This is a genomic window from Aeromonas sp. R5-3 (assembly GCF_040908225.1).
GTDB lineage: Bacteria > Pseudomonadota > Gammaproteobacteria > Enterobacterales > Aeromonadaceae > Aeromonas > Aeromonas dhakensis.
This window is the reverse complement of record NZ_JBFODH010000005.1, coordinates 1-22,227: the sequence shown is the minus strand read 5'-3', so window position 1 is coordinate 22,227 and position 22,227 is coordinate 1. Positions and strand designations below refer to the sequence as shown.

Here is a 22,227-nt window from a genome sequence, read left to right as displayed (position 1 = left end):
CATGCGAGCCCGGTTGGCGGGCCGCCGTCGATACTCACAGGCCCTTTTTCCCACCGCCAGCCGCCATGGCCGCAACCCTGATTTCCCCACCGGGAGATCAGGGTGCGCGCTGGCCCCCCTTATGGCATCCGGGTCTTTGACATCCCTTGGGGGAGGCTTTAACCTGCCGCCCATAACAACGGAATGGATCCTTATGTACACACAGTTCTTCGGTCTGTCGGAGCACCCGTTCTCCATCTCGCCCAATCCCAAATACCTCTACATGAGTGAACGGCACGGGGAAGCCCTCGCCCACCTCAACTACGGGTTGCAGGATGGGGGCGGCTTCGTGCTGCTGACCGGGGAAGTGGGCACCGGCAAGACCACCGTCTCCCGCTGCCTGTTGCAGCAGTTGCCGGCCGAGACCGAGATCGCCTACATCCTCAATCCATCCCTGACCGAACGGGATCTGCTGGCGGCCATCTGTGACGAGTTCCAGCTTGGCTATGGCCAGGATGCCGGCCTCAAGCAGCTGTTCGACCTTATCCGCGATCACCTGCTGGCCAATCTGGCGGCAGGCAAGCGCAGCGTGGTGCTGGTGGACGAAGCCCAGCACCTGCTGCCCGGCGTGCTGGAACAGCTGCGCCTGCTCACCAACCTGGAGACCGATGAGAAGAAGCTGCTGCAGGTGGTGCTCATCGGCCAGCCCGAGCTGCAGCAGATGCTGCGCCAGCCCCTGCTGCGCCAGCTGGCCCAACGCATCACCGCCCGCTACCACCTGCTGCCGCTCTCCTGCCAGGACGTGGATGCCTATGTCCGCTTTCGTCTGCAGGTGGCCGGCTGCGTGCAGCCCATCTTTACCCCCAAGGCGATCCAGACCCTGCACCGCCTCTCCGGCGGCATTCCGCGCCTCATCAACCTCATCTGCGACCGCGCCCTGATCGCCGCCTTCGCCCGCGGCAGCCACAAGATAGTGCACGGCGACATCAGCCTGGCAGCCTTCGAGGTGAGCGGCATCCGTGACGAGGGCACCTGGCAGTCCGGCCTGATGGTGGCGCTGGTTGGCGCCTTGCTGGTGGCCACCGGCTGGTGGGGCTGGCAGTTCTTCGGTTTCTTCCCGACCCGCCCGGTGGTGACGGTGGAGGTGCCGGTCAAGGTGGACGACACCCCGGAGCAGCAGGAGCAGCTGACCCGCGCCATCAATCAGGCGCTGGAGCCGGACAGCGCCATGCAGAATCTCTACAAGGTATGGGGCTACCAGACCGAACTGGAAGAGGCAACCTGCGACAACGCGCCGCGCGCCGGCCTGCGTTGCCAGGAGGGGGAAGCCTCCCTGGCGGAGCTGCAGACGCTGCAGTATCCCGCCCTCGTCAGCCTGACCGACGAGACCGGCGGCACCTATTACGCCACCCTGGTCAACCTCGGCCCCGACAAGGCCAACCTGCTCATCGGCAACCAGAGCTGGCAGGTAGACCGGCAGTGGCTGAGCGATTACTGGGGTGGCAGCTACACCCTGCTGTGGCGCATGCCCAAGGGCGGCGTCACCCTGATCGGCAACAACGCCGGCCCCACTCAGGTGCAGTGGCTCGACAACGCCCTCAGCCGGGCCCTGCAACAGCCGGATCGCAAGGTCCGTCGCTTCGATGCCGAGCTCAAGACCAAGCTGCAGCAGTTCCAGCGCGAGCAGGGACTGACTCCGGACGGCATCGCCGGCAGCAACACCCTGCTGCGCCTCAACGTGATGGCCGGTGAACCCATGCCGAAGCTGGAGGATGACGCCCAGCGGGCCAGCAAGCCGGCCAAGCTGGATCCGGCAGAGGATGATGCCATCAACACACTGTCGGAGGAGGCTTCCTGATGTCCACCCTGCTCAAGGCGCTGCGGCGGGCCGATCAGCCCCAGTTCACCCCGCACATTCCGGCGATGGGGCTGCCGGTCAGCCAGGATGAGGAACAACCCAGGCGCTGGATCTGGTGGCTGCTGGCCCCGCTGGCGCTGGTGATGGGGGCCGCCGCCAACTATGGCTGGCACCTGCTCAACAACCGCCCCATCGAGAAGACGGTGGAGGTGAAGGAGGTGGTGACCCCGCCCTTCGTGCGGGTCGAGCCCAAACCGATGATCACCCGGCCGCTGCCACCGCCGCCGCCCGAGCCCGTGGTCACCCCCAAGGCCGATGCCCAGCCTGCACCGGCGCCCGCCGACAGCAGCCAGGGGCTGGCCGAGCGCATCCTCAACGCCCTCAACAACACTCCGCTGCGGGATCAGGGCGCGCCGCCGCAGGTACCGGCCGAGCTGCAGGCCACGCCGCTCAGCGCTCTGCCGCAGGCGCTCCGCCAGCAGGTGCCGCCGCTGGCCTACGGCGCCCACGTCTTCTCCTCCAACCCGGCCAACCGGGCCGTGAGGTTGAACGGGCGCACCTACCGGGAAGGGAGCGAGGTTGCCCCCGGCGTCACCCTGCTCGCCATCGCCCAGGATTACATCATCCTGCAGGTGGGTGGGCAAAATGCCAGCCTCAAGGCGCTGCAGGACTGGCGCGGCTAAACCGCGCATACCACCGCCATTTCAAGAGGGAGCCTGAGAGCTCCCCTTTTTAATCAATGACATGAGAACAAAGTGAGCAGTCCGAGCAACACCACCTTCGCCAACCGGACGTTGCACTGGTATCAGCGCCAAGACCGCTACACGTTAGTCAATTTAGTTTTAAATCAATAATATGAGCATAATGTGAACAACTCAGATAACGCGACCTTCGCCACCAGGATCCTGGACTGGTATCAGCTCCACGGTCGCAAGACCCTGCCCTGGCAACAGGAAAAGACCCCCTACCGGGTCTGGGTCTCGGAAATCATGCTGCAGCAGACCCAGGTCGCTACGGTCATTCCCTACTATCAGCGCTTCATGGCCCGCTTTCCCGACGTGCTGGCACTGGCCGATGCCCCCATCGACGAGGTGCTGCACCACTGGACCGGGCTCGGCTATTACGCCCGCGCCCGCAACCTGCACAAGGCGGCCCAGCAGATCCGCGACCTCCATGGCGGCCTATTCCCGGAGCGGCTGGAGGAGGTGATGGCGCTGCCGGGGATCGGCCGCTCCACCGCGGGTGCCGTGCTCTCCCTCTCCCTTGGCCAGCCCCACGCCATCCTGGATGGCAACGTGAAGCGGGTACTCACCCGCTGGCTGGCCCTGCCCGGCTGGCCCGGTCAGAAACAGGTGGAGAACGATCTGTGGGAGCTGGCCATCCGCCTCACCCCCAAGCTCGGGGTGGCCCACTACAACCAGGCCATGATGGACATGGGCGCCACCGTCTGCACCCGCAGCAAGCCCGCTTGCGACCGTTGCCCGGTGCGGGAGGATTGCCAGGGGCTGTCGCAGGGCAACCCCACCGCCTACCCCAACAGCAAGCCCAAGAAGAGCATCCCGGCCCGTACCGGCATCATGCTGCTCATCCGCCACGGCGATCAGCTGCTGCTGGAGAAGCGGCCGCCGCAGGGGATCTGGGGCGGGCTCTACTGCTTCCCCCAGGTGGAGTCGGACGCCGAGGTGGCTGGGCTGTTGCAGCGGCTCGGCCTGACCGGCAGCGAACCCCGCGAACTGGCCGGTTTTCGCCATACTTTCAGCCACTTTCACCTCGATATCCGGCCCATGCTGATCGAAACCGACGCGCCGCCGGCCCCCCTGCTCATGGAAGCGGATAACCGACTCTGGTATAACTTACGCCATCCTGCAGAGGTGGGTCTGGCGGCCGCCACGGCCCGTCTGCTCGCCTATCCGGACTTACAACCATAGAGGTCAACATGAGCCGTACCGTATTTTGCCAGCGCCTGAAAAAAGAGGGCCCGGGTCTCGATTTCCAGCTCTACCCCGGTGAACTCGGCAAGCGCATTTTTGACAACATCAGCAAGGAAGCCTGGACTGAGTGGCAGAAGAAGCAGGTGATGCTGATCAACGAGAAGAAGTTGAACATGATGAACCTCGAGCATCGCCAGCTGCTGGAGAAAGAGATGGTGAACTACCTGTTCGAAGCGGGTGAAGTGGCCATCGACGGTTATACCCCGCCCAGCAAATAACCCGTGAACGGGGCCGGCCTGCGCAGGTCGGCCCCGTCGACTCACGGCAACGACGGAAGTGACGGGCGGCCCGCCGCCCAGTTTGAGGACTCTATGGGCCGAATTTTCTGGCTGCTGTGCACCCTGCTGTTTCTCTCTGCCTGCTCATCCTCCCCCAAGCCCAATGGCAACGAGGATGACGATCTCGTCAACGGCAAGGACATCCGCGGCTTTGAACACATGATCAGCGCGCTCTCCCACAACGTGAACGAGATTTGGGGGCGTGAGGCGCTGTTTGCGGGCAAGTTTGACTACGTCAAATACACGGATCAATACAAGAGCCGGGCCCACATCGACTTCTCCAGCGGCCACATCATGGTCGAGACCGTCTCCGGCATCGACCCGCGCTCCCACCTGCGCCGCGCCATCATCGAGACCCTGCTCACTCCGGACGATCCGGCGGAAGTGGATCTTTACTCCGACGCAGAGATCCTGCCCGGCGGCGAGCCCTTCCTCTACGGTCAGGTGCTGGACAACCAGGGCCAGCCGATCCGCTTCGACTGGCGTGCCGAGCGCTATGCCGACTACCTGCTCAACACGGCGATGAAGAAGCGCACCCTCGGCATCCGTACCATCTTCTTCGTCGACATCCCCATGGTGGCCAACCACGAGGACCGACGGGGCTACAAGTACGCCAGCCTGATCCGGGAAGCCTCCCGCAAGTACGGGGTGGCGGAGAGCCTGATCTACGCGGTGATCAAGACCGAGAGCAGCTTCAACCCCTATGCGGTCAGCCATGCCAACGCCTACGGCCTGATGCAGGTGATCCCGGCCACCGCCGGGCGGGACGTCTACGTGCGGGTCAAGGGCAAGAGCGGCCAGCCGACCCGGGAGGACCTGTTCAACCCGGCCTACAACATAGACGTGGGCACCGCCTACCTGCACCTGCTGCAGACCGTCTATCTGGTGGATATCCAGGATCCGCGCTCGCGTCGCTACGCCGTCATCTCGGCCTACAACGGCGGCGCCGGCGGGGTGCTCAACACCTTCTCCAGCGACCGCAAGGCGGCGCCCGGCATGATCAACCAGCTCTCGCCCGAGGCGGTCTACCAGATCCTGACCGAGCAGCACCCCAAGGCGGAAGCCCGCCGCTATCTCTACAAGGTCAATCAGGCCGAGAAGGGCTTCAAGCGCACGCTGGCCCGCACCGGCTAAGCAGACCAACAGCAAAAGGGCGCCTCCATGGAGGCGCCCTTGTTACGTCTGGCGTGCGGAGTCAGCCCTTATTTGGCGATGAAACCGCCCTTGCTCTGCGGGGCGGCGCCCACCTTCTCCAGCTTCTCCACCTCCACTTCGGTCTTGTTCCAGCTGTGGTCCACCTCGCCACGGATGAGGATCAGATCGTCCGGGCCCACTTCGGTGCCACGCCACACGTCCTGAGCCACTTCCACTTCCACCTCGCCACTGGCGTCGCGGAACAGATAGTTCTCGCCGCCCAGGTGCTTGACCAGCTTCCCTTCCAAGGTGGCCCAGCTGTCATCGGCCAGATCCTTCAACTGTGCGACGGACACCTTGTTCTGCTCCTGCGGGCCGGTATAGGCCGCCATGGCGAAAGAAGAGATGGACATCAGGGTCAACAGACCGATTACGCTTGCCTTGTTCATTTCATGCTCCTGTCATTGGGTACGGGTGCAGTCTGCCTGCCGGGGCGTGAAACAAACGTGAAGCCTCCCCATCTGGGTGAAGGGGATGTGACCGTAATCGATTTAATCAGCCCGCACTGCTGCGAAATAAAATTCGGCCTTATACCCTGCAAGATGGCAAAACAGCTTCCCAGCACCTTTGCCTATCGAGGAACAGCCTGCAGGCACCACCTGCTTCCAATCAATGAGAACAACAAGATGAAGAAATGGTTTGTGTGTTTATTGGGACTCTTCGCGCTGACAGTTCAGGCAGCCGACAGTCGCCCCGCCTTCTCCCGGATCGTGATGTTTGGCGACAGCCTCTCCGACACCGGCAAGATGTACAGCAAGATGCGCGGTTATCTCCCCTCCAGCCCTCCCTACTATCAGGGCCGCTTCTCCAACGGGCCGGTCTGGCTGGAACAGCTGGCCCAGCAGTTCCCGGGGCTGACCATCGCCAACGAGGCGGAAGGGGGCGCCACCGCGGTGGCCTACAACAAGATCTCCTGGAATCCCAAGTATCAGGTCATCAACAACCTGGATTACGAGGTGACCCAGTTCCTGCAAAAGGACAGCTTCAAGCCCGATGATCTGGTGATCCTCTGGGTCGGCGCCAACGACTACCTGGCCTATGGCTGGAACACCGAGCAGGATGCCAAGCGGGTGCGCGACGCCATCAGCGATGCGGCCAACCGCATGGTATTGAATGGCGCCAAGCAGATTCTGCTGTTCAACCTGCCGGATCTGGGTCAGAACCCCTCGGCCCGCAGCCAGAAGGTGGTCGAGGCGGCCAGCCATGTCTCCGCTTACCACAACCAGCTGCTGCTGAACCTGGCACGCCAGCTGGCCCCCACCGGCATCGTCAAGCTGTTCGAGATCGACAAGCAGTTCGCCGAGATGCTGCGCGAGCCGCAGAACTTCGGCCTGAGCGACACCGAGAACGCCTGCTACGGCGGTGGCTATGTGTGGAAGCCGTTTGCCTCCCGCAGTGCCACTAGTGTCGCCAGCGACAGCAGCCTCTCCGCCTTCAACCCGCAGGAACGCCTCGCCATCGCCGGCAACCCGCTGCTGGCCCAGGCCGTGGCCAGCCCCATGGTGCGGCGCAGCGCCAGCACCCTCGACTGCGAAGGCAAGATGTTCTGGGATCAGGTTCACCCCACCACCGTCGTGCACGCCGCCCTGAGCGAGCGGGCCGGTGCCTTCATCGAGGCTCAGTACGAGTTCCTCGCTCACTGATGACAAAGGGCCGACGACAGTCGGCCCTTTTTGTTGCGCAACCCTCACAGGCCAGCACGGCTCAGCGGTAGCGCTTCACTATGCCGTCGTAGATGCCGTTCTGCTTGATGGTGGCCAGCGCCTCCTGCAGCCGCTTGACCACCTCGGGCGAGGTTTTCAGACTCGCCGCCACGTAGAGATCCCCCCCGGTAAAATCCTCGATGTCGTGCACTATCTTGAGGGTGGACGGCCCATAGCCCGCCTGGCGCGCATAGTAGTAGGCCGTCTCCTGCGACACCGGCCAGAGATCGATGCGCCCCATCAACAGTTTGAGCAGATTGGCTTCATGGTTGTTGTTGCGCTGCAGGTTGGAAAAATTGCGGCTGATGAGGTACTGCTCCAGCGCGTCGTTGCGCACCGTGCCGATGGACCAGGCCCGCGCCTGCGACAGCTGGCTAAAGGGCTTGATATCGTCGCGCTTGGCCAGGGCGAACACATGGAAGTCGATACGCGCTATCACCCCGATCCACTGGAACTGCGCCTCCCGCTCTGGGAAGCGGCTGATGCTGTAGATGAGCACGTTGGGACGGCTGCGCGCCAGCGAGATGGCCCGCGCCCAGGGGTAGATGTCCAGGCTGTATTCGAAGCCGGCCTCTTCCAGCATGGCCTCCACCACCTCGGTGCCCAGCCCCTTGACCTCGGCCTCTTCCAGATAGTTGTAGGGGGCATAGTCTTCGGTCACCACCTGCAGGGTTTCGGCTGCCCAGCCCGGCACCAGCCATAACGCCCAGCACAGCCATATCCACCTGATGTTCATGCTCACCTCGCTGCAGACTCGCCTCGCTTAACTATTGCGCCCCCTCGGCAGAGCGCAAATCACGGCGGCAAATTGCGGCGATGAAAATCACATTATGTTTTATATCAGTTGCTTGAGAACCCAGGGAAAGCGACTACCCTTACTCTGTTGTGGCTGTGCTATAAGCCCGACCCATAAGGAGAGGCGACCCCTTAAACCTCCCCTCAACAATATGAAATTGCAGAGGCTCAACATGAATAAAACACTGATTACCTTGCTGGTTTCAGGCTTGCTTGCGGCCAACGCCCAAGCAGCCGGACAGGACAACACCTGGTATGGCGGTGCCAAGCTGGGTTGGTCCAACTTCTATGGCGTCGATCACAACCAGGATATCAAGGACAACTACGCCATCAGCGAAGAGGACAAGAACGATGTCGGCGCCGGCGCCTTCCTCGGCTATCAGGTCAACCAGAACCTGGGCTTCGAACTGGGTTACGACTGGCTCGGCAAGTACAAATACACGGCGACCGACAAGCTGATCCCCACCGACATCGGCCGAGACGAGATAAAAGCCCAGCTGGCCCAGCTCACCATGAAGATCGGCATGCCGGTCAGTGACAGCCTGGATCTCTATACCCGCCTCGGTGGCGCTTACGCCTGGACCGACAGCAAGCAGTTCGACAATGACAACGGCGCCGCCTTTGTCGGGGCGTTGGGGGCGGAATACGCCTTCAACCGTGACTGGGCCGCCCGCCTCGAGTACCAATACACCACCCCGCTCGGCGACAACTCGCTCGACAAGACCGGGGCCGAACTCGACAACGGCCTGCTGGCGGTCGCCGTGGTCTATCGCTTCGGCCAGGTCGCCCCCGTGGTGGCGGCGCCGATGCCGGCTCCGGCCCCCGAACCCGTGATGGTCGACAAGCAGTTCACCCTGAGCTCGGACGTGCTGTTCGACTTCAACAAGGCGACCCTCAAGCCGGCCGGTGGTCAGGCGCTGGATAACCTCTACAGCCAGATCGAGCAGGCCAGACCCAAGGATGGTGTCGCCACCGTGATCGGCTACACCGACCGTATCGGTTCCGATGCCTACAACCAGAAGCTCTCCGAGCAACGTGCCCGGACCGTCGCCGACTACCTGGTCGGCAAGGGTCTGCCGGCAGACAAGGTCAACGTGGAAGGGCGCGGCAAGGGCAATCCGGTCACCGGCGACAGCTGCACCAGCAAGTCCAAGCGCGAGCTGATCGTCTGCCTGGCCCCGGATCGCCGGGTCGAGGTCAAGGTCGAAGGGATCTCGGAAGTTCAGCAGTGATCCTCAAGCGTGGCTGACGGCCACGAATGAAAAACGGGAGGCCAAGGCCTCCCGTTTCATTTTGAGTCGGTGCATCGACATGTCGTCAGGCGCCCTTGCGCACCTCGGCCGCAATCTGGTCGAGCAGTTGCTGCCAGCCAGCCCCCAGCTCGCTCACCAGAGTGCCGTAGCCATCGGCAGGCAGCACCCGCACCTGCTGGAAGGGGACGTCACGCAGGACAGAGCCCTCTTCGGTCAGCAGGCGCCAGCGGCCGCTCAGCACGGCGCGACCGTCGTGGCGGCCCTGGAAGCGCTCCACCGAGATGGTCAGCACCGGCCCCTTGCGGGCTCCATCCTGCCGCACCACCCAGCCCGGCAAGCGGCTGGAGAGGCCGTTCAGGGTTAGCTGATCGAGCTGGGCATCCAGCGACCCTGCCCAGCGATGGTATTCGGCGAAGTGCAGCTCCTTGCCCTCCAGCTGATAGACCAGGCTCATCCGATCCAGCTGGCCGGACAGAGAGACAGGTTTGAGCACCAGCTGATGCTGCGGCTGCGCCACCACTGCAGCCGGTTGCTGCGCCTCGGCGTCGAGGGAGTAGTAGTGCAGCTGCGTCGATGCCGCGCTGCAACCCGCCAGCAGGCCCAGCAAGGCCAGCGTCATCATCCGTTTCTTCATCATTGACCTCGCTTGGGCTCGGGATCACGGGGACGAGCCCGATCGAAAATCAACGAGCTCGGCTGCTCGTTGAGCGAATGTACCAACGGCTGCAACTCGCGCATCAGCTGGTTGAGCGACTGCACCGACTGCCGCAGATCCTGGTTGGTCTGGGAGTTGGCATCATACTCCTGCAGCGTGCTCTGCAGCTGTTTCAGGCTGTCGTTGAGGGACGCCGGCAACTGCTGGGTCGCGCTCTGACCGGTGAACTTGTTCAGGTTGGCACTCAGCGCACTGACATTCTTCAGGGTCTGATCCAGGGTCGCCAGGGTGTGGTTGACCTGGTTCAGGGTCTGGGCGGTGTCCATGTCGACGAACTTGTCGAGGATCTGGTTCACCTTGCGTTCGATCTGGTCGAGCCCTGCCTGCACGGTCGGGAATACCTGATAGCCCGCCAGCTTGGTGGGCTGGAACTTGGGCGCATCGGGGTAGAAGTTCAGATCCACCACCTTGCCCCCGGTCAGCAGGCTGGAGGTCTTGAGCGTCGCCCGCAACCCCTCCTTGAACTGCTTGCCGAACAGGGCGCGCCACTGCTCCTTCTCCGCGTTGGCATAGCGATGGGAGAGACGCTGCACCTCGATCCTCGCCAGTACCGGGATCTGCCGGCTCTGGAACATCTGCACCCCTTTCTCGTCGATGAGATAGGGCGCCGAGATGACGGTACCGACCCGAATGCCGCGATACTCCACCGCCGCGCCCGGGTGCAGGCCACCGACGCTGTCCTCGAACAGGAACACGTAGTCGATGAACTGATCCAGGCTACCGGCCAGCACGCTGGCCTGATCCTGGAACAGGGTGAAGTCGTCCATCTGTTTGACCGGCTCGCCGGGTGCCCAGCCAGGGGGCAGCCCCATGGTGATGCCACCGTCCAGCAGGCTCTCCAGCGAATCCATCTTCACCTTCATCCCCTCGCTGCTCATGGAGACCTCAAAGCCCGGGGTCATCCAGAAGCGAGAGTTGCTGCTCACCAGCACGTCATAGGGGGCATTGATGAAGATCTGGTACTGCATCTCACTCTTTTCGGGCAGGAACTTCGCCTCTTCCACCTGGCCTATGGTGAAACCCTGGTAGTTGATGGGCGACCCCACCCCGAGCGCCCGGGTATCCCGGCTGCTCAGTGATAATCGCAGCCCCTTGGCGTCCTGCGAGGCCAGTGGCGGCTTGTCCAGCATGGCGTACTCATCGCGCGCCTTGCCCTTTTTGCCGGGGGCCAGCTCGATATAGGCGCCGGAGAGCAGGGTGCCGAGGCCCGACACCCCTTCGCGTCCCACCCGCGGCTTGACCACCCAGAACTGGCTGTCCTTCTTGAGCATGCCGGCGGCGGCATTGGTCAGGCGGGCCTTCAGCACCGCGTGGCTGTAGTCATCGCTGAGCTCCACCGCCTCGATGCGACCCACCTCCACCTCGCGGGAGCGGATCATGGTCTTGCCCGCCACTATGCCTTCGGCCGTTGCCACCGTCAGGGTGAAGCTGGGACCTTGCGAATACCAGTGCTGGAACAGCATCCAGATCCCGATGAACAGCGCCAGCAGCGGCACCATCCAGATTGCGGCGGCCGAGCTCAGAAAGTCCGAACCGGGTTTCCACCTCTTCTTACGCTCACTCACGTTCGCGTTCTCCTTGTTGTAAATCCCAGATCAGGCGGGAATCGAAACTCATGGCTGCCACCATGGTCACCAGCACCACACCTGCAAAAGCGACGGCCGCAGGGCCCGGATAGATGGTCATCAGGTTGTCGAGCCGGATCAGACCCGCCAGGATGGCCACCACGAAGACGTCGATCATCGACCAGCGCCCCACAAATTCAGTCATGCGATAAAGCTTGAGCTTGCCAAGGGGCGAGGTGCCCTGGCCGCGCTGCACCATGTAGCAGAGCCACAACAGCGCCAGGATCTTCACCAGCGGCACCACCACGCTGGCGAAGAAGATCACCGCCGCGATGGGATAGGAGCCCATGGCCCACAGCACCAGCACCCCACCCAGAATGGTGGAGGGGCTGTCATCCCCGAGGAAGACGGTATCCATGATGGGATAAAGGTTGGCCGGCACGTAGAGGATGATGGAGGTAAAGAGCAGGGCCCAGGTACGGTTCAACCCGCCCGGCTTGCGGCTGTGCAGATGCTCGCCGCAGCGTTTGCAGCTGTGGGCACCGGCTTCGCTCAGGGCGCCGCAGATGTGGCAACCCACCAGACCGGCGCTCATGGCGCTGGCCTCGTCGTCATCCACCGTCACGCCATGCGGCTGGCTCGGCCCGAACAGCCGCTGCCACAGCCACATCCGATCCAGCGACGAGATCATCTTGATCAGCAGCAGGGTGTAGCCGACGAAGGCCCAGAACGACAACCCCATCTTGATGTCGGCCATCCCCATCAGTTTGACCAGGGAGATGAGCACCCCGATGAGGAAGACATCCACCATCAGCCAGGGCTTGATCCGGCACAGCAGCCGACCGAGAGAGCGCAGGGCATTGCTGTGCAGATCCTTGTCGACCCGCCACAGCACCAGCATGATGGAACCGATATAGACCAGCGGCAGGCCGATGAGGGTCAGGCTCAGCACGGCCCCGAGGAACAGGTAGCCCTGATCCACCAGGGTGGTGATGCACTGCAGGAAGGTCATCTCCTGCCCCACCCCCTTGGCGGAGAAGGACATGAAGGTAAAGGCGTTGGAGAGCACGAACATGATGATGGCCGCAAAGCCGTAGGCGATGGGCCTGCGCTCCTGCTCCGGCAGATGGCGGCTCAGGGTATGGCCGCAGCGCGGACAGCTGCTCACCTCCCCCACGGCCAGCGTGGTGGCCGGCACCAGCAGGTCGCACTCTTCGCACGCGGTGGCGTCATGGGTATAGGTGGGTTGATGTTGGTGTGAAACCGGATGCAAGATGAAACCCCAGCATGAGGCCCGCCACGGGGCCAGAACCGCCAATTATTACAGCAGCGGCCCGTGCCGACCAGCCCTCTCATTGCACCACCCCGACCGGGCGTGAGAATGACTTTGACAAGCAAGTGACCATTTAGCACAATCAAACGCCACTTTTTTTCCGCGGGACAATAATTTATGACAACTGAATCCCCAAGCTACTCCACGATCGAGCAAGCCTTCTCCCTCGGGAACGGGCAAGATTCTGCCCTCAACTGGTTGCGCAAGAACCGCAGTCAGGTCGCCATCTTCCTGGTGAGCGGCATCAAGCTGGAGGGGACCATCAGCGGTTTCGACCAGTACAGCGTGCTGCTGACCGATGCCCATGGCAACCAGCAGCTGGTCTACAAGGCCAAGATCTCCACCATCGCCATGCACTCCGGCCGGCCGCAGGTCAATATCCAGCGTGCTCGCAAGCCTCGCGTCTCCATGGCGCCGCGCCCCCACGGCGCACCCGGTCGTTACGACGACAACCAGGGCGGCAACAGCGACCAGTAAGGCCATGCCCATGTCACCCCGCGACCATCGCTGCGTCAGAGGGTGACCGAGTCCATTCCCATTTGTCATGACAGTCCCGTATGGGAATGGACTTTCTACCTCAGCGCCCATGATGACGCTCTCTGCCCAGATTCAATGCGGCAGCTTCAATACTGCAAGCCGACCGGTCTGCCCTCCCTGACCATGCAGGTCTGCATACCCGCAGCCTGACCGGCCTGTACGCCAATCCCCGTATCCTCAAACACCAGACAACCCGCCGGATCGACCCCCAGCTTGCTGGCCACCAGCAGGAAGGTATCCGGATGGGGCTTGTGCAGCTCGACATCATCGGCCGTCACCACCACGGAGAAGTAGCGATCCAACCCGGTATTGCGCAGCACGGCGGCGGCGTTGACCCGCGGTGAGCCGGTGCCGATCCCCATGGGAATGCGGCCATGGTAACGCTCGACCAGTGTCTGCATGGCCGGGAAGACGGTTGCCTTGTGCAGGTTGGCCACGTAGTGCTCGGTCTTGCAACGGGTCACGATGAGCGGATCCAGCGCGATCTGCTGCTGCTCGGCCACCAGCAGGGCTATCTTGCGGCTCGGCATGCCACCCAGCTCATAGAACCAGTCGGGATCGAAGTGAAAGCCAAACTCCCGGGCCGTGTGCGCCCAGGCGGCGAGGTGCAGCGGCATGGAGTCCACCAGGGTGCCGTCGAGGTCGAATACCAGGCCTTGAAAGCCGGAGAGGGTCATGGTGCGGGATCCGTGTCTGAAAAAGGGCCCCCATTCTAGCCAGAGCCCCTCTCGCTCGCCACGGCCTAGGTGGCGAGAAACGCTTGCCCCCACATTTGTGCCTGAAAATAGATGGGGGTCAGCTTGGCGGGATCCAGCTGATAAGTAGGCGCCAGCTGGGCCAGCAGTGGCCAGTCGCCCTGTTCATAGCACTTCACCAGCTGAAACAGATGAAACAGCGGTCCCTCGCGGGACTCCAGCGCTCGCTTCACGTCCTTGGGCAGATGGGCCTTGAGCTGTTCGGAGAGCAGCGAGCCGTCCAGCACCAGCCCCACCAGGAAGGCCCAGCTGGCGGCGGACTTGCCGAGCGCGCTCAGGGCGATCAGCTCGCAGAAGCGGCCGCGGGCAATGGCCATGCGGGTGCAGGCCTCCGGAATGTGCTGACTGACCCTGGCCAATCCGTAGATAAGCACGAACTTGCGGATCTCCTGCTCCCCCAGATAGGAGAGCGCCCGGTTAACCGAGACGATGGGGCTGGCATGATCGAAGCCGGGGGCGTTGACGTAACTCAACAACTGCCCCGGCAGCCAGGCATCCTGCTGCAGCAGGGTCGCCACCCGGGCGAAGGAGAACTCCTCGTGGCAGATGAGCTGCAGTATCTCCTGCACCAGCTTCATGTCCGGCTGGGCGGCGCGCTGGTTCACCAGCTCCGGGCGGGCGAGAAAACCGCCGGCGAAGAAGTCGACCCCCGCCTCCTTGAGCGGCAGAAAATCCCCCCAGCTCTCGATGCCGAGGGCCATCCGCTTGTGTTCGGTCGGCTGACGGATCCCCTCCTCCCCCATCCAGAACACCAGCAGACGGGAGGCGCTGAGCCAGCGCTGCTCGCGCTGGGCACCGTGCACCGCCAGCCGGCGCCGATAGTCGCGCCACTGCTCCAATACGGGAAAAGAGGTGGGCAACCGTTCGGCCGAAGCCTCTACCAGCGGAATGGTGTCCTGATCGAACAGCAGAGGGCGCAGCTCATCGAGCTGTTCGTGGGTGAAGGGCAACAGATATTGGCGCCCCTGAGCCAGCAGCCGGCACTGGGCGGCCAGCAGGGGCCATTCGGCAGGGTCGGCAAGCTGATAGTCAATGCCATAGGCCACGAGAGCGAGACGACGGTTGAAGATGGGATAACGACGTAACAACATGGGCTCACCGATAGGCTAGCGTACACGCCCTCCCCTGCGATTTGGCATGATAGAGCGCCTGATCGGCCTGTTCGGTCAGGCTCTGCCATGTTCCATCCAGCGAGGGAACCAGATAGCTAAAGCCTATGCTAACCGTAATGAAATCAGCAACTCGGGAGGCCGGATGCGGGATTTTTAATTCACTGAGCCCCTGGTGAATCTGTTCCGCCAGCCGCTCCGCCTCACCGGGTTGCGGACCGCACAGCAGGATCACGAACTCTTCGCCGCCGTAACGCGCCACCAGGTTGGTACGCCGCCGTTCCGCATCCTGCAGCAGGGCGGCCACCTGCTGCAGACACTGATCCCCCTTGGCATGGCCGAAGTGGTCGTTGTAGGACTTGAACTCGTCCACGTCGATCATCAGCACCGCCAGCAGACTCTGGTGCCGGCGCGCCCACTCCCACTCCCGCTGCATGGTGAGATCCCACTGGCGACGGTTGGCGATGCCGGTGAGGGGATCTTCCAGCGACAGCATGGAGAGCCGTTTGTTGGCCTCCGCCAGTGCCCGGTTGCTCTCCGCCAGCTGCATGGTGCGCTCGCTGACCCGCTGCTCCAGCTCGCGGTTGAATCGTTCAAGCGCCGCCTGGGTACGCTGGCGGATCAGCAACTGGGAGAGCATGGCGGCATACTGCTTGAAGATCTCGCTCTGATAAGCCTTGAGCGGCCGGCGCCACAGCAGGTTGTCGGCGGCGATCCAGCCGATGGGGGTGGTCCCGTCCCACAGCGAGACCATGGCATTCCAGCCACGCCCCACCTCCTGCTTTTCGTAGTAGAGCGGCGCATCCTCCAGCACCAGCACATAATCCTTGCGGCGCAGCGCCTCCTGCACCGTGGGGTGATCAGGGATCGGGCTGATGAAGTGGTGCTCGTCGATCAGCTCACCCACCTCGTTGGTGCCCCAGGTGCCGTGCATGGTCTTGAACTCGGCATCCACCAGGAAGATGGCGATGCGGTCGAACTGCAGCTCCTGACGAGCCAGCGCCACCGCATCGTGCAGCAGCTGGTGTTCACTGTCACAACGCGCCAGCTTGACTCCCACCTGGTGCAGCGCCTGCAGCATGCTGAGGAAAGAGCCTTGCAGCGCCTGGCTGCGGATGAGGTCGGCCTGGGTGTGCAGCCGCTGATCCCGCTCCAGATCGACCTGACTGGCCAGCAGCCGGCTCTCGAGCTCGGCGGCAAGATAGTGCATCAGCAGCTGGATGCCCTGTTGCTGGCGCCGGGGCAGGCGATCGATACGGCGGCGGGTCTCCAGGTAGACCACAGCCTCCAGCCCCTTGTGGCGCTTGAGCGGGAAACAGGCGCGCAGGCGCACCGTCTGTGGTTCGACCGTTTCCCAGAGCTCGTTGTGCTGGGCGAGCGGCTCCACCATCAGTTGTCCCTTGTCGAGGGCGTGTTCGATGAAGAGGATCGGCAACTTGAGGGGGGCGACGGCATCGGCCGTCAGGCTGACCAGTCCCTGATCGAGCTGGAAGCTGTAGAGCTGCGACTCGGGGGCGCGCAGCCACAAATAGATCTGTTCGGCTTCGGTTTTTTCCCTGATTGCCGCCAGTGTCACTTCACAGAGGTGTTCAAAGCTGGTGAAGTGCTCTGGATCCCATTCCTGCATGCCTGCCATCCTTGGTTGTATCCAAGCGAGTATATCGGCAAAGCCTGCACTTTAATTGACTGGCCAATCAAAAGCGCGATCCAGAGCCCATTTTTTATAACAAATTCAAGGCGTGCATCGCCTCGCGGATGCGGGTACGCGTTGCCTCGGAGAGCGGCATCACCGGCAGGCGGCACTCCTCGCTGCAAAAGCCCAGCAGGGAGACGGCATACTTGGCACCGGCCGGGCTCGGCTCGGCAAACATCGCCTGATGCAGCGGAATGAGCTTGTCTTGCAGTTCACGCGCAGCTTGCCACTGGCCGGCCAGCGCCAGGTTCTGCACCTCGGCCACCAGCCTGGGGGCCACGTTGGCCGTCACCGAGATACAACCCTGACCGCCGCCGATGTTGTAGGCCACGGCGGTGGCATCTTCGCCGGAGAGCCAGGCGAACGGCTTCTTGATCAGCTGGCGCTCCACCCAGGGGCGGGCCAGATCGCCGGTCGCATCCTTCACCCCGGCGATGCGCGGCAGCTCGGCCAGGCGGGCCAGGGTCGCCGGTTGCACGTCGACGATCGCGCGCGGCGGGATGTTGTAGACGATGATGGGCTTGCTGGTGGCGTCGTGCACCGCCTTGAAGTGGTGATAGAGCCCCTCCTGATTGGGGCGATTGTAGTAACCGGCCACGTGCAGGGTGGCATCGGCCCCCATCTGCTCGGCATAGCGGGTGTATTCGATGGCTTCAACCGGATTGTTGGAACCGGCCCCGGCAATCACCGGGATGCGGCCAGCCACCAGCTTGACCACCAGCTCCACCACCCGGCAATGCTCGTCATGGGTCAGGGTCGGACTCTCCCCCGTGGTGCCCACCGGCACTATGCCGTGGGTACCCTGTTCGATATGCCACTCCACCAGACGCGCCAACGCCTCTTCATCCAGCTTGCCCTGTCGAAAGGGGGTGATCAGGGCGACGATTGAACCTTTGAACATGGAATTTCCTTCTCCGTTGACTCATGAATGTGGCAATAAAAAACCCCGGTACGATGTGCGCAACCGGGGTTTGAATCTGCTCAGGGATGAGAGGTTACGCGCGAACGTCGGCAGGCCCGAATGTCAGGCTTTTTTTATGCTTTCGTTTCAACCCGTTGAACCGCATTGCGTCATCTCTGCTCAAAAAATGGTGTCTGGGCATATTTCGGGAACACGGCATAAATGTCAAGGCGAAAGCGGCTATGTATAATGGCCGCCCAAAATTGCGTGGAGAGACCCGATGAGCAGCCCGATCAGTGCCGTCAGCCAGATGCTGGAACGAAACCAAGCCCTCTTTGTCGGCAAGCGGCTGCTGGTGTGCGGTGCCCTGGAGGATGACTATCCGCGCCAACTGGCAACCCTGACCCACTCCCTCACCGTGTTTACCACGGATTACTGCTATTACCGCAGCCAGCAGGCCGCGCTGGGCGACGCCATCCTGTTCGATCACCAGCTGGGTGGCTCTCCCCGCTTCGATGCCCTGCTGCTGCTGATGCCCAAGGCCAAGGCCGAGGCCCAATACCTGCTGGCCATGATGACCCCGCTGCTGGAAGCCGGTGCCGAGCTGTTCCTCGCCGGCGAGAACCGCGGCGGCATCAACGGGGCCGACAAGCTGCTGGCTCCCTATGGCGACAAACCGGTCAAACGCGACTCGGCCCGCCGCTGCTCCCTCTATCACGGCGAACTGAGCAAACCGGTGGCCTCGTTCGAGCTGGACACCTGGTTTGGCCGCTACCAGTGCCAGGCTGGCGATACCGAGCTGACCGTGCTGGCGCTGCCCGGCGTGTTCAGTGCATCCGAGCTGGATCTGGGCAGCCAGATGCTGCTGGCCAGCCTGCCGGCCATGCAGGGAACGCTACTCGATTTCGGTTGCGGCGCCGGGGTGATCGGCTCGGTGCTGGCCAAGCGCAATCCTGAACTCAGGGTCACCATGGTGGACATCAATGCGCTGGCGCTGGAATCCAGCCGCCGCACTCTGGCCATCAACGGCCTGCAGGGCGAGGTGAAGGCATCCGACGTCTATTCCGACATCCAGGAAAAATTTGACCGCATCGTCTCCAACCCGCCGTTCCACGCCGGTCTCAAGACCTTCTACGCCGCCACAGAGACCTTCCTGGCCAAGGCACCGGAGCATCTGTCGCCGCAGGGCACCCTCACCATAGTTGCCAACGCCTTTCTGCGATATCAGCCTATACTGGAGACGCACTTCAAACGGACGGAAGTGATCAGTGGCGATGCCAAATTCAAGGTCTATCTGAGCAAAGTGTAAATAAGTGTAAGCAGTCACCGGAAACAGGTAGAGAGCCCCATACGGGATCTGATAAGGTAATTGACACACCTCAAACCACCCCTTTAGGGGTGTTTTTTTGCAGCAAGCTGAAAACCTTTTCATAGTATGAATTCAGGGAGAGAAATACGATGGCAGGCATACTCACCATGATCCTGGCGGGCGGCGAAGGTACTCGCCTCCAGCCACTCACCACCACCCGCAGCAAGCCCTCGGTTCCCTTTGGTGGCAGCTACCGACTGATCGACTTCGTGCTCAACAACTTCGTCAACGCCGACTTCCTGCGCATCTACGTGCTCACCCAGTTCAAGTCCCAGTCCCTCTATCTGCACATGAAGAAGGGCTGGAATATCGTCGGCATCACGGATCGCTTCATCGACCCCATTCCGGCCCAGATGCGGATGGGAAAACGCTGGTATGACGGCACCGCCGACGCCATCTATCAGAACCTACGCTTCATCGAGATCTCCGACCCCGAGCACGTCTGCATCTTCGGCTCCGACCACATCTACAAGATGGACGTGAGCCAGATGGTGAGCTTCCACAAGCAGAAGGCCGCCGCCCTGACCGTCGCCGCCCTACGCATGCCCATCGAGGAGGCGAGCGCCTTCGGAGTGATCGAGGTGGATCAGGAGGGCCGGATGATCGGCTTCGAGGAGAAGCCCAAACGACCCAAGCACATCCCCGGCGATCCCACCCAGGCGCTGGTCTCCATGGGCAACTACATCTTCGAGACCGAGTCGCTCTATCGCGAACTCAAGCGCGACGCCGCCGAGGAGAACTCCAGCCACGACTTCGGCAAGGACATCATCCCCAGCCTGTTCCCGCGCGCCCCCGTCTATGTCTACGACTACAGCACCAACGTGATCCCGGGCGAGAAGCCCAACGTCTACTGGCGCGACGTGGGGACGCTGGACTCCTACTGGCAGGCGCACATGGACCTGGTGGCCGACGATGCCCCCTTCTCCCTCTACAACCGCAAGTGGCCGCTGCATACCCACTATCCGCCGCTGCCGCCCGCCACCTTCGTCGACACCGACGACTGCAAGGTGAAGATCGCCAACTCCTTGATCTCCGGCGGCTGCTTCATCCAGGGCAGCCAGATCCAGCGCTCCATCCTGGGTTTTCGCTGCAACATAGGCCCTTGCAGCCACATCAGCGAGTCGGTTCTGCTCGGTGACGTGAAGATTGGCGAGGGCTGCTCCATCCGCCGCGCCATCATCGACAAGAACGTTGAAATTGCGCCCGGCACCGTGATCGGTGAAAATCTGGACCATGACAGAGAGCGATTTACCGTGTCCGAAGGCGGTATCGTCGTGGTACCTAAGGGAGCAAGAGTTGGCTATTAACCCACTGAAAATCCTGTTCGTTGCCTCGGAAGTTGAGGGGCTTGTGAAGACCGGGGGCCTGGCGGACGTGGCCAGAGCCCTGCCGCTGTACCTGGCCCAGAAGGGACATGATGTCAGGATCATGCTCCCCTTCTACAAGACGATAAAGCGACGGGATGAGGCCAAACTGCTGGTCTCGCGCTGGTTGCCAACCCACCCAGGCCTGCCGGATATCGGCTATCGCATCTATCAGATGGATCTCGAAGGGGTCTGTGTCTACCCGCTCGATTGCCCGCAGTACTTCGATCGCCCCCAGCTCTATGCCGAAAACAACCAGGCCTATCCGGACAACGGCGAGCGTTTCGCCTTCCTGGCCGCCGCCGCGCTGCACGCCTGCGAGCAGCTCGCCTTTGCCCCCGACATAGTGCACTGCAACGACTGGCACACCGGCCTGCTGCCGCTGCTGCTGAAAACCCGACACGCCCACAACCCCTTCTTCCAGCACACTCGCAGCGTGATCAGCATTCACAACGCGGCGTTCCAGGGGGTGTTCGAGCGCCAGCAGTTCTGGGCCGTGCCCGAGATTGCCGACTACGAACAGCGCATCAGCTATGACTACGGCCACGTCAACCTGCTCAAGTGCGGGGTGCTCTATGCCGACAAGATCAACGCGGTCAGCCCCAACTATGCCAGCGAATTGCTGACCCACCTGGGGGCCCACGGCATGGCCAGCGTCTTCCAGCAGCGAGCGGCGGATCTGCGTGGCATCCTCAACGGCTGCGACTATCAGGACTGGGATCCGGCCTTTGACGACTTTCTGCCGGCCACCTATGACGTCGACAACCTGGCCGGCAAGGGCGTCTGCAAGCAGAGTCTGCAGCAGGAGCTGGGCCTGCCGGTGGTGGACCTGCCCATCTACGGCATGGTGTGCCGGCTGACCGAACAAAAAGGCGTGCATCTGCTGCTGCCGGTGCTGGACAAGTTTCTGCATCACAAGGTGCAGGTGGTGATCGTCGGCTCGGGTGATCCCTCCCTCGCCACCCAGCTGCACACCCTGGCCCAGCAATTCCCGGACCGGCTCGCCTTCATCAATACCTATGACGACCGGCTCGCCCACCTGGTGGAGGCTGGCGCCGACTTCTTCCTGATGCCCTCCCTGTTCGAGCCATGCGGCCTCAACCAGATGTACAGCCTGGCCTACGGTACCCTGCCGCTGGTAAGGGCGGTCGGCGGTCTGAAAGATACGGTGGTGGACTGGGATGCCGATCCGGCACATGCGACCGGCTTCTGCTTCAACGATCCGACCGCCAACATACTGCTCGATGCCATGCGTCGCAGCCTGCTCTATTACCTGCAGGATCCCGAGCAGTTTGCCCGGGTTCAGCGCAATGCCATGAACACCCGTTTCAACTGGCCCGATTCGGTCATCCAGTACGAACAGATGTATCGGGACGCCCTGGCTCGCCAGTGACGCTAATTGCTGAAGTTTTGTCCCCTTGATGCTGCTTTGGGCGTCAACAGCGAAAAAAGTACCTTCTGGCTGTTGACGCCCCCCCAAAACTCTATAGAATCCCCCACCGCAGTGATGCGAAGGTGGCGGAATTGGTAGACGCGCTAGCTTCAGGTGTTAGTGTCCCACGGATGTGAGGGTTCGAGTCCCTCTCTTCGCACCATACTGCAACATGCTCTTATCAGACGGCATGTAAATTCAGACTGATAACCCGATGTGCGAAGGTGGCGGAATTGGTAGACGCGCTAGCTTCAGGTGTTAGTGCCCCCCGGGTGTGAGGGTTCGAGTCCCTCTCTTCGCACCATGCTTTTATCAGACAGCATGTAAATCCAGACTGATAACCCGATGTGCGAAGGTGGCGGAATTGGTAGACGCGCTAGCTTCAGGTGTTAGTGCCCCCCGG

Annotated in this window: 20 protein-coding genes and 2 tRNA genes; 13 read left to right on the top strand and 9 right to left on the bottom strand. The window is 62.4% G+C overall.

What is annotated here, in order from left to right; all coding sequences use genetic code 11:
* The first annotated feature begins 193 nt into the window (after positions 1-193).
* The 5 genes from exeA (at position 194) to mltC (ending at position 5,240) form a co-directional block, all read left to right on the top strand.
* Positions 194-1,837 (top strand): type II secretion system protein ExeA, encoded by a 1,644-nt coding sequence (gene exeA, locus AB5Y95_RS02310; RefSeq protein WP_206220841.1) that lies wholly within the window; start codon positions 194-196, stop codon positions 1,835-1,837.
* A complete protein-coding gene (gene exeB, locus AB5Y95_RS02305; RefSeq protein WP_024943152.1) occupies positions 1,837-2,520 on the top strand; it encodes a GspB family T2SS assembly factor variant ExeB in 684 nt (227 codons plus the stop codon). Before exeA ends, exeB begins: the two co-directional genes overlap by 1 nt.
* A 183-nt stretch (positions 2,521-2,703) precedes the next feature.
* Positions 2,704-3,765, top strand: a complete 1,062-nt coding sequence (gene mutY / locus AB5Y95_RS02300) for an A/G-specific adenine glycosylase (protein WP_117405523.1) — start codon at positions 2,704-2,706, stop codon at positions 3,763-3,765.
* Between the two features lie 8 nt (positions 3,766-3,773).
* Positions 3,774-4,046 carry an oxidative damage protection protein gene (locus tag AB5Y95_RS02295; RefSeq protein ID WP_005305420.1) on the top strand — a complete coding sequence of 91 codons (273 nt, stop codon included), beginning with the start codon at positions 3,774-3,776 and terminating at the stop codon, positions 4,044-4,046.
* Positions 4,047-4,139: 93 nt separating this feature from the next.
* Entirely contained in the window at positions 4,140-5,240 is a 1,101-nt protein-coding gene (mltC, locus tag AB5Y95_RS02290) for a membrane-bound lytic murein transglycosylase MltC (RefSeq protein ID WP_005305423.1), read from the top strand.
* Positions 5,241-5,308: 68 nt separating this feature from the next.
* On the opposite strand, the gene AB5Y95_RS02285 is transcribed toward mltC, so the two are convergent.
* Positions 5,309-5,689 (bottom strand): YgiW/YdeI family stress tolerance OB fold protein, encoded by a 381-nt coding sequence (locus tag AB5Y95_RS02285; RefSeq protein WP_368159435.1) that lies wholly within the window; start codon positions 5,687-5,689, stop codon positions 5,309-5,311.
* Positions 5,690-5,926: 237 nt separating this feature from the next.
* Here AB5Y95_RS02285 and AB5Y95_RS02280 point away from each other — a divergent pair, with 237 nt between their 5' ends.
* A complete protein-coding gene (locus AB5Y95_RS02280) occupies positions 5,927-6,943 on the top strand; it encodes an SGNH/GDSL hydrolase family protein (protein WP_368159434.1) in 1,017 nt (338 codons plus the stop codon).
* A gap of 61 nt (positions 6,944-7,004) precedes the next feature.
* Here the strand turns inward: AB5Y95_RS02280 and AB5Y95_RS02275 are convergent, their stop codons facing one another.
* Positions 7,005-7,739 carry an ABC transporter substrate-binding protein gene (locus AB5Y95_RS02275; protein ID WP_017782489.1) on the bottom strand — a complete coding sequence of 245 codons (735 nt, stop codon included), beginning with the start codon at positions 7,737-7,739 and terminating at the stop codon, positions 7,005-7,007.
* A gap of 232 nt (positions 7,740-7,971) precedes the next feature.
* Between AB5Y95_RS02275 and ompA the strand changes: the two genes are divergently transcribed.
* Entirely contained in the window at positions 7,972-9,030 is a 1,059-nt protein-coding gene (gene ompA / locus AB5Y95_RS02270; RefSeq protein WP_005305437.1) for a porin OmpA, read from the top strand.
* 85 nt (positions 9,031-9,115) lie between these two features.
* Here the strand turns inward: ompA and AB5Y95_RS02265 are convergent, their stop codons facing one another.
* From AB5Y95_RS02265 to AB5Y95_RS02255, 3 genes are read right to left on the bottom strand one after another with little or no spacing between them, the layout of a single operon-like run.
* Positions 9,116-9,685: a membrane integrity-associated transporter subunit PqiC gene (locus AB5Y95_RS02265; RefSeq protein WP_368159433.1), complete on the bottom strand. Its 570-nt coding sequence runs from the start codon at positions 9,683-9,685 to the stop codon at positions 9,116-9,118.
* Positions 9,685-11,331, bottom strand: a complete 1,647-nt coding sequence (pqiB, locus tag AB5Y95_RS02260; protein WP_005305443.1) for an intermembrane transport protein PqiB — start codon at positions 11,329-11,331, stop codon at positions 9,685-9,687. The genes AB5Y95_RS02265 and pqiB overlap by 1 nt, the downstream gene beginning before the upstream one ends.
* The gene (locus tag AB5Y95_RS02255) at positions 11,324-12,604 is read right to left on the bottom strand and encodes a PqiA/YebS family transporter subunit (protein WP_368159432.1); all 1,281 of its coding nucleotides are present in this window, start codon (positions 12,602-12,604) and stop codon (positions 11,324-11,326) included. The genes pqiB and AB5Y95_RS02255 overlap by 8 nt, the downstream gene beginning before the upstream one ends.
* A gap of 177 nt (positions 12,605-12,781) precedes the next feature.
* Here AB5Y95_RS02255 and hfq point away from each other — a divergent pair, with 177 nt between their 5' ends.
* Positions 12,782-13,141 carry an RNA chaperone Hfq gene (gene hfq, locus AB5Y95_RS02250; RefSeq protein ID WP_005305447.1) on the top strand — a complete coding sequence of 120 codons (360 nt, stop codon included), beginning with the start codon at positions 12,782-12,784 and terminating at the stop codon, positions 13,139-13,141.
* Between the two features lie 146 nt (positions 13,142-13,287).
* On the opposite strand, the gene AB5Y95_RS02245 is transcribed toward hfq, so the two are convergent.
* The 4 genes from AB5Y95_RS02245 to dapA form a co-directional block, all read right to left on the bottom strand.
* Positions 13,288-13,878, bottom strand: coding sequence for an HAD family phosphatase (locus AB5Y95_RS02245; RefSeq protein ID WP_024943147.1), 591 nt, complete (start codon positions 13,876-13,878; stop codon positions 13,288-13,290).
* A 65-nt stretch (positions 13,879-13,943) separates the two neighbouring features.
* Entirely contained in the window at positions 13,944-15,047 is a 1,104-nt protein-coding gene (locus tag AB5Y95_RS02240; protein WP_010636011.1) for an EAL and HDOD domain-containing protein, read from the bottom strand.
* 4 nt (positions 15,048-15,051) lie between these two features.
* A complete protein-coding gene (locus AB5Y95_RS02235) occupies positions 15,052-16,692 on the bottom strand; it encodes a diguanylate cyclase (RefSeq protein WP_017778392.1) in 1,641 nt (546 codons plus the stop codon).
* 94 nt (positions 16,693-16,786) lie between these two features.
* On the bottom strand, positions 16,787-17,659 hold the full coding sequence (dapA, locus tag AB5Y95_RS02230) for a 4-hydroxy-tetrahydrodipicolinate synthase (protein WP_005305461.1): 873 nt from the start codon (positions 17,657-17,659) through the stop codon (positions 16,787-16,789).
* 280 nt (positions 17,660-17,939) lie between these two features.
* On the opposite strand from dapA, the gene rsmC reads away from it, so the two are divergent.
* From rsmC to AB5Y95_RS02205, 5 genes are all read left to right on the top strand, one after another.
* Positions 17,940-18,968, top strand: a complete 1,029-nt coding sequence (gene rsmC, locus AB5Y95_RS02225; RefSeq protein WP_279462405.1) for a 16S rRNA (guanine(1207)-N(2))-methyltransferase RsmC — start codon at positions 17,940-17,942, stop codon at positions 18,966-18,968.
* A gap of 149 nt (positions 18,969-19,117) precedes the next feature.
* Positions 19,118-20,335: a glucose-1-phosphate adenylyltransferase gene (glgC, locus tag AB5Y95_RS02220; protein WP_005305468.1), complete on the top strand. Its 1,218-nt coding sequence runs from the start codon at positions 19,118-19,120 to the stop codon at positions 20,333-20,335.
* Entirely contained in the window at positions 20,325-21,785 is a 1,461-nt protein-coding gene (gene glgA / locus AB5Y95_RS02215; RefSeq protein WP_368159431.1) for a glycogen synthase GlgA, read from the top strand. Before glgC ends, glgA begins: the two co-directional genes overlap by 11 nt.
* Before the next feature lie 116 nt (positions 21,786-21,901).
* Positions 21,902-21,987: transfer RNA gene (locus AB5Y95_RS02210), tRNA-Leu, on the top strand.
* Between the two features lie 55 nt (positions 21,988-22,042).
* Positions 22,043-22,128, top strand: a tRNA-Leu gene (locus AB5Y95_RS02205).
* Positions 22,129-22,227 lie beyond the last annotated feature (99 nt).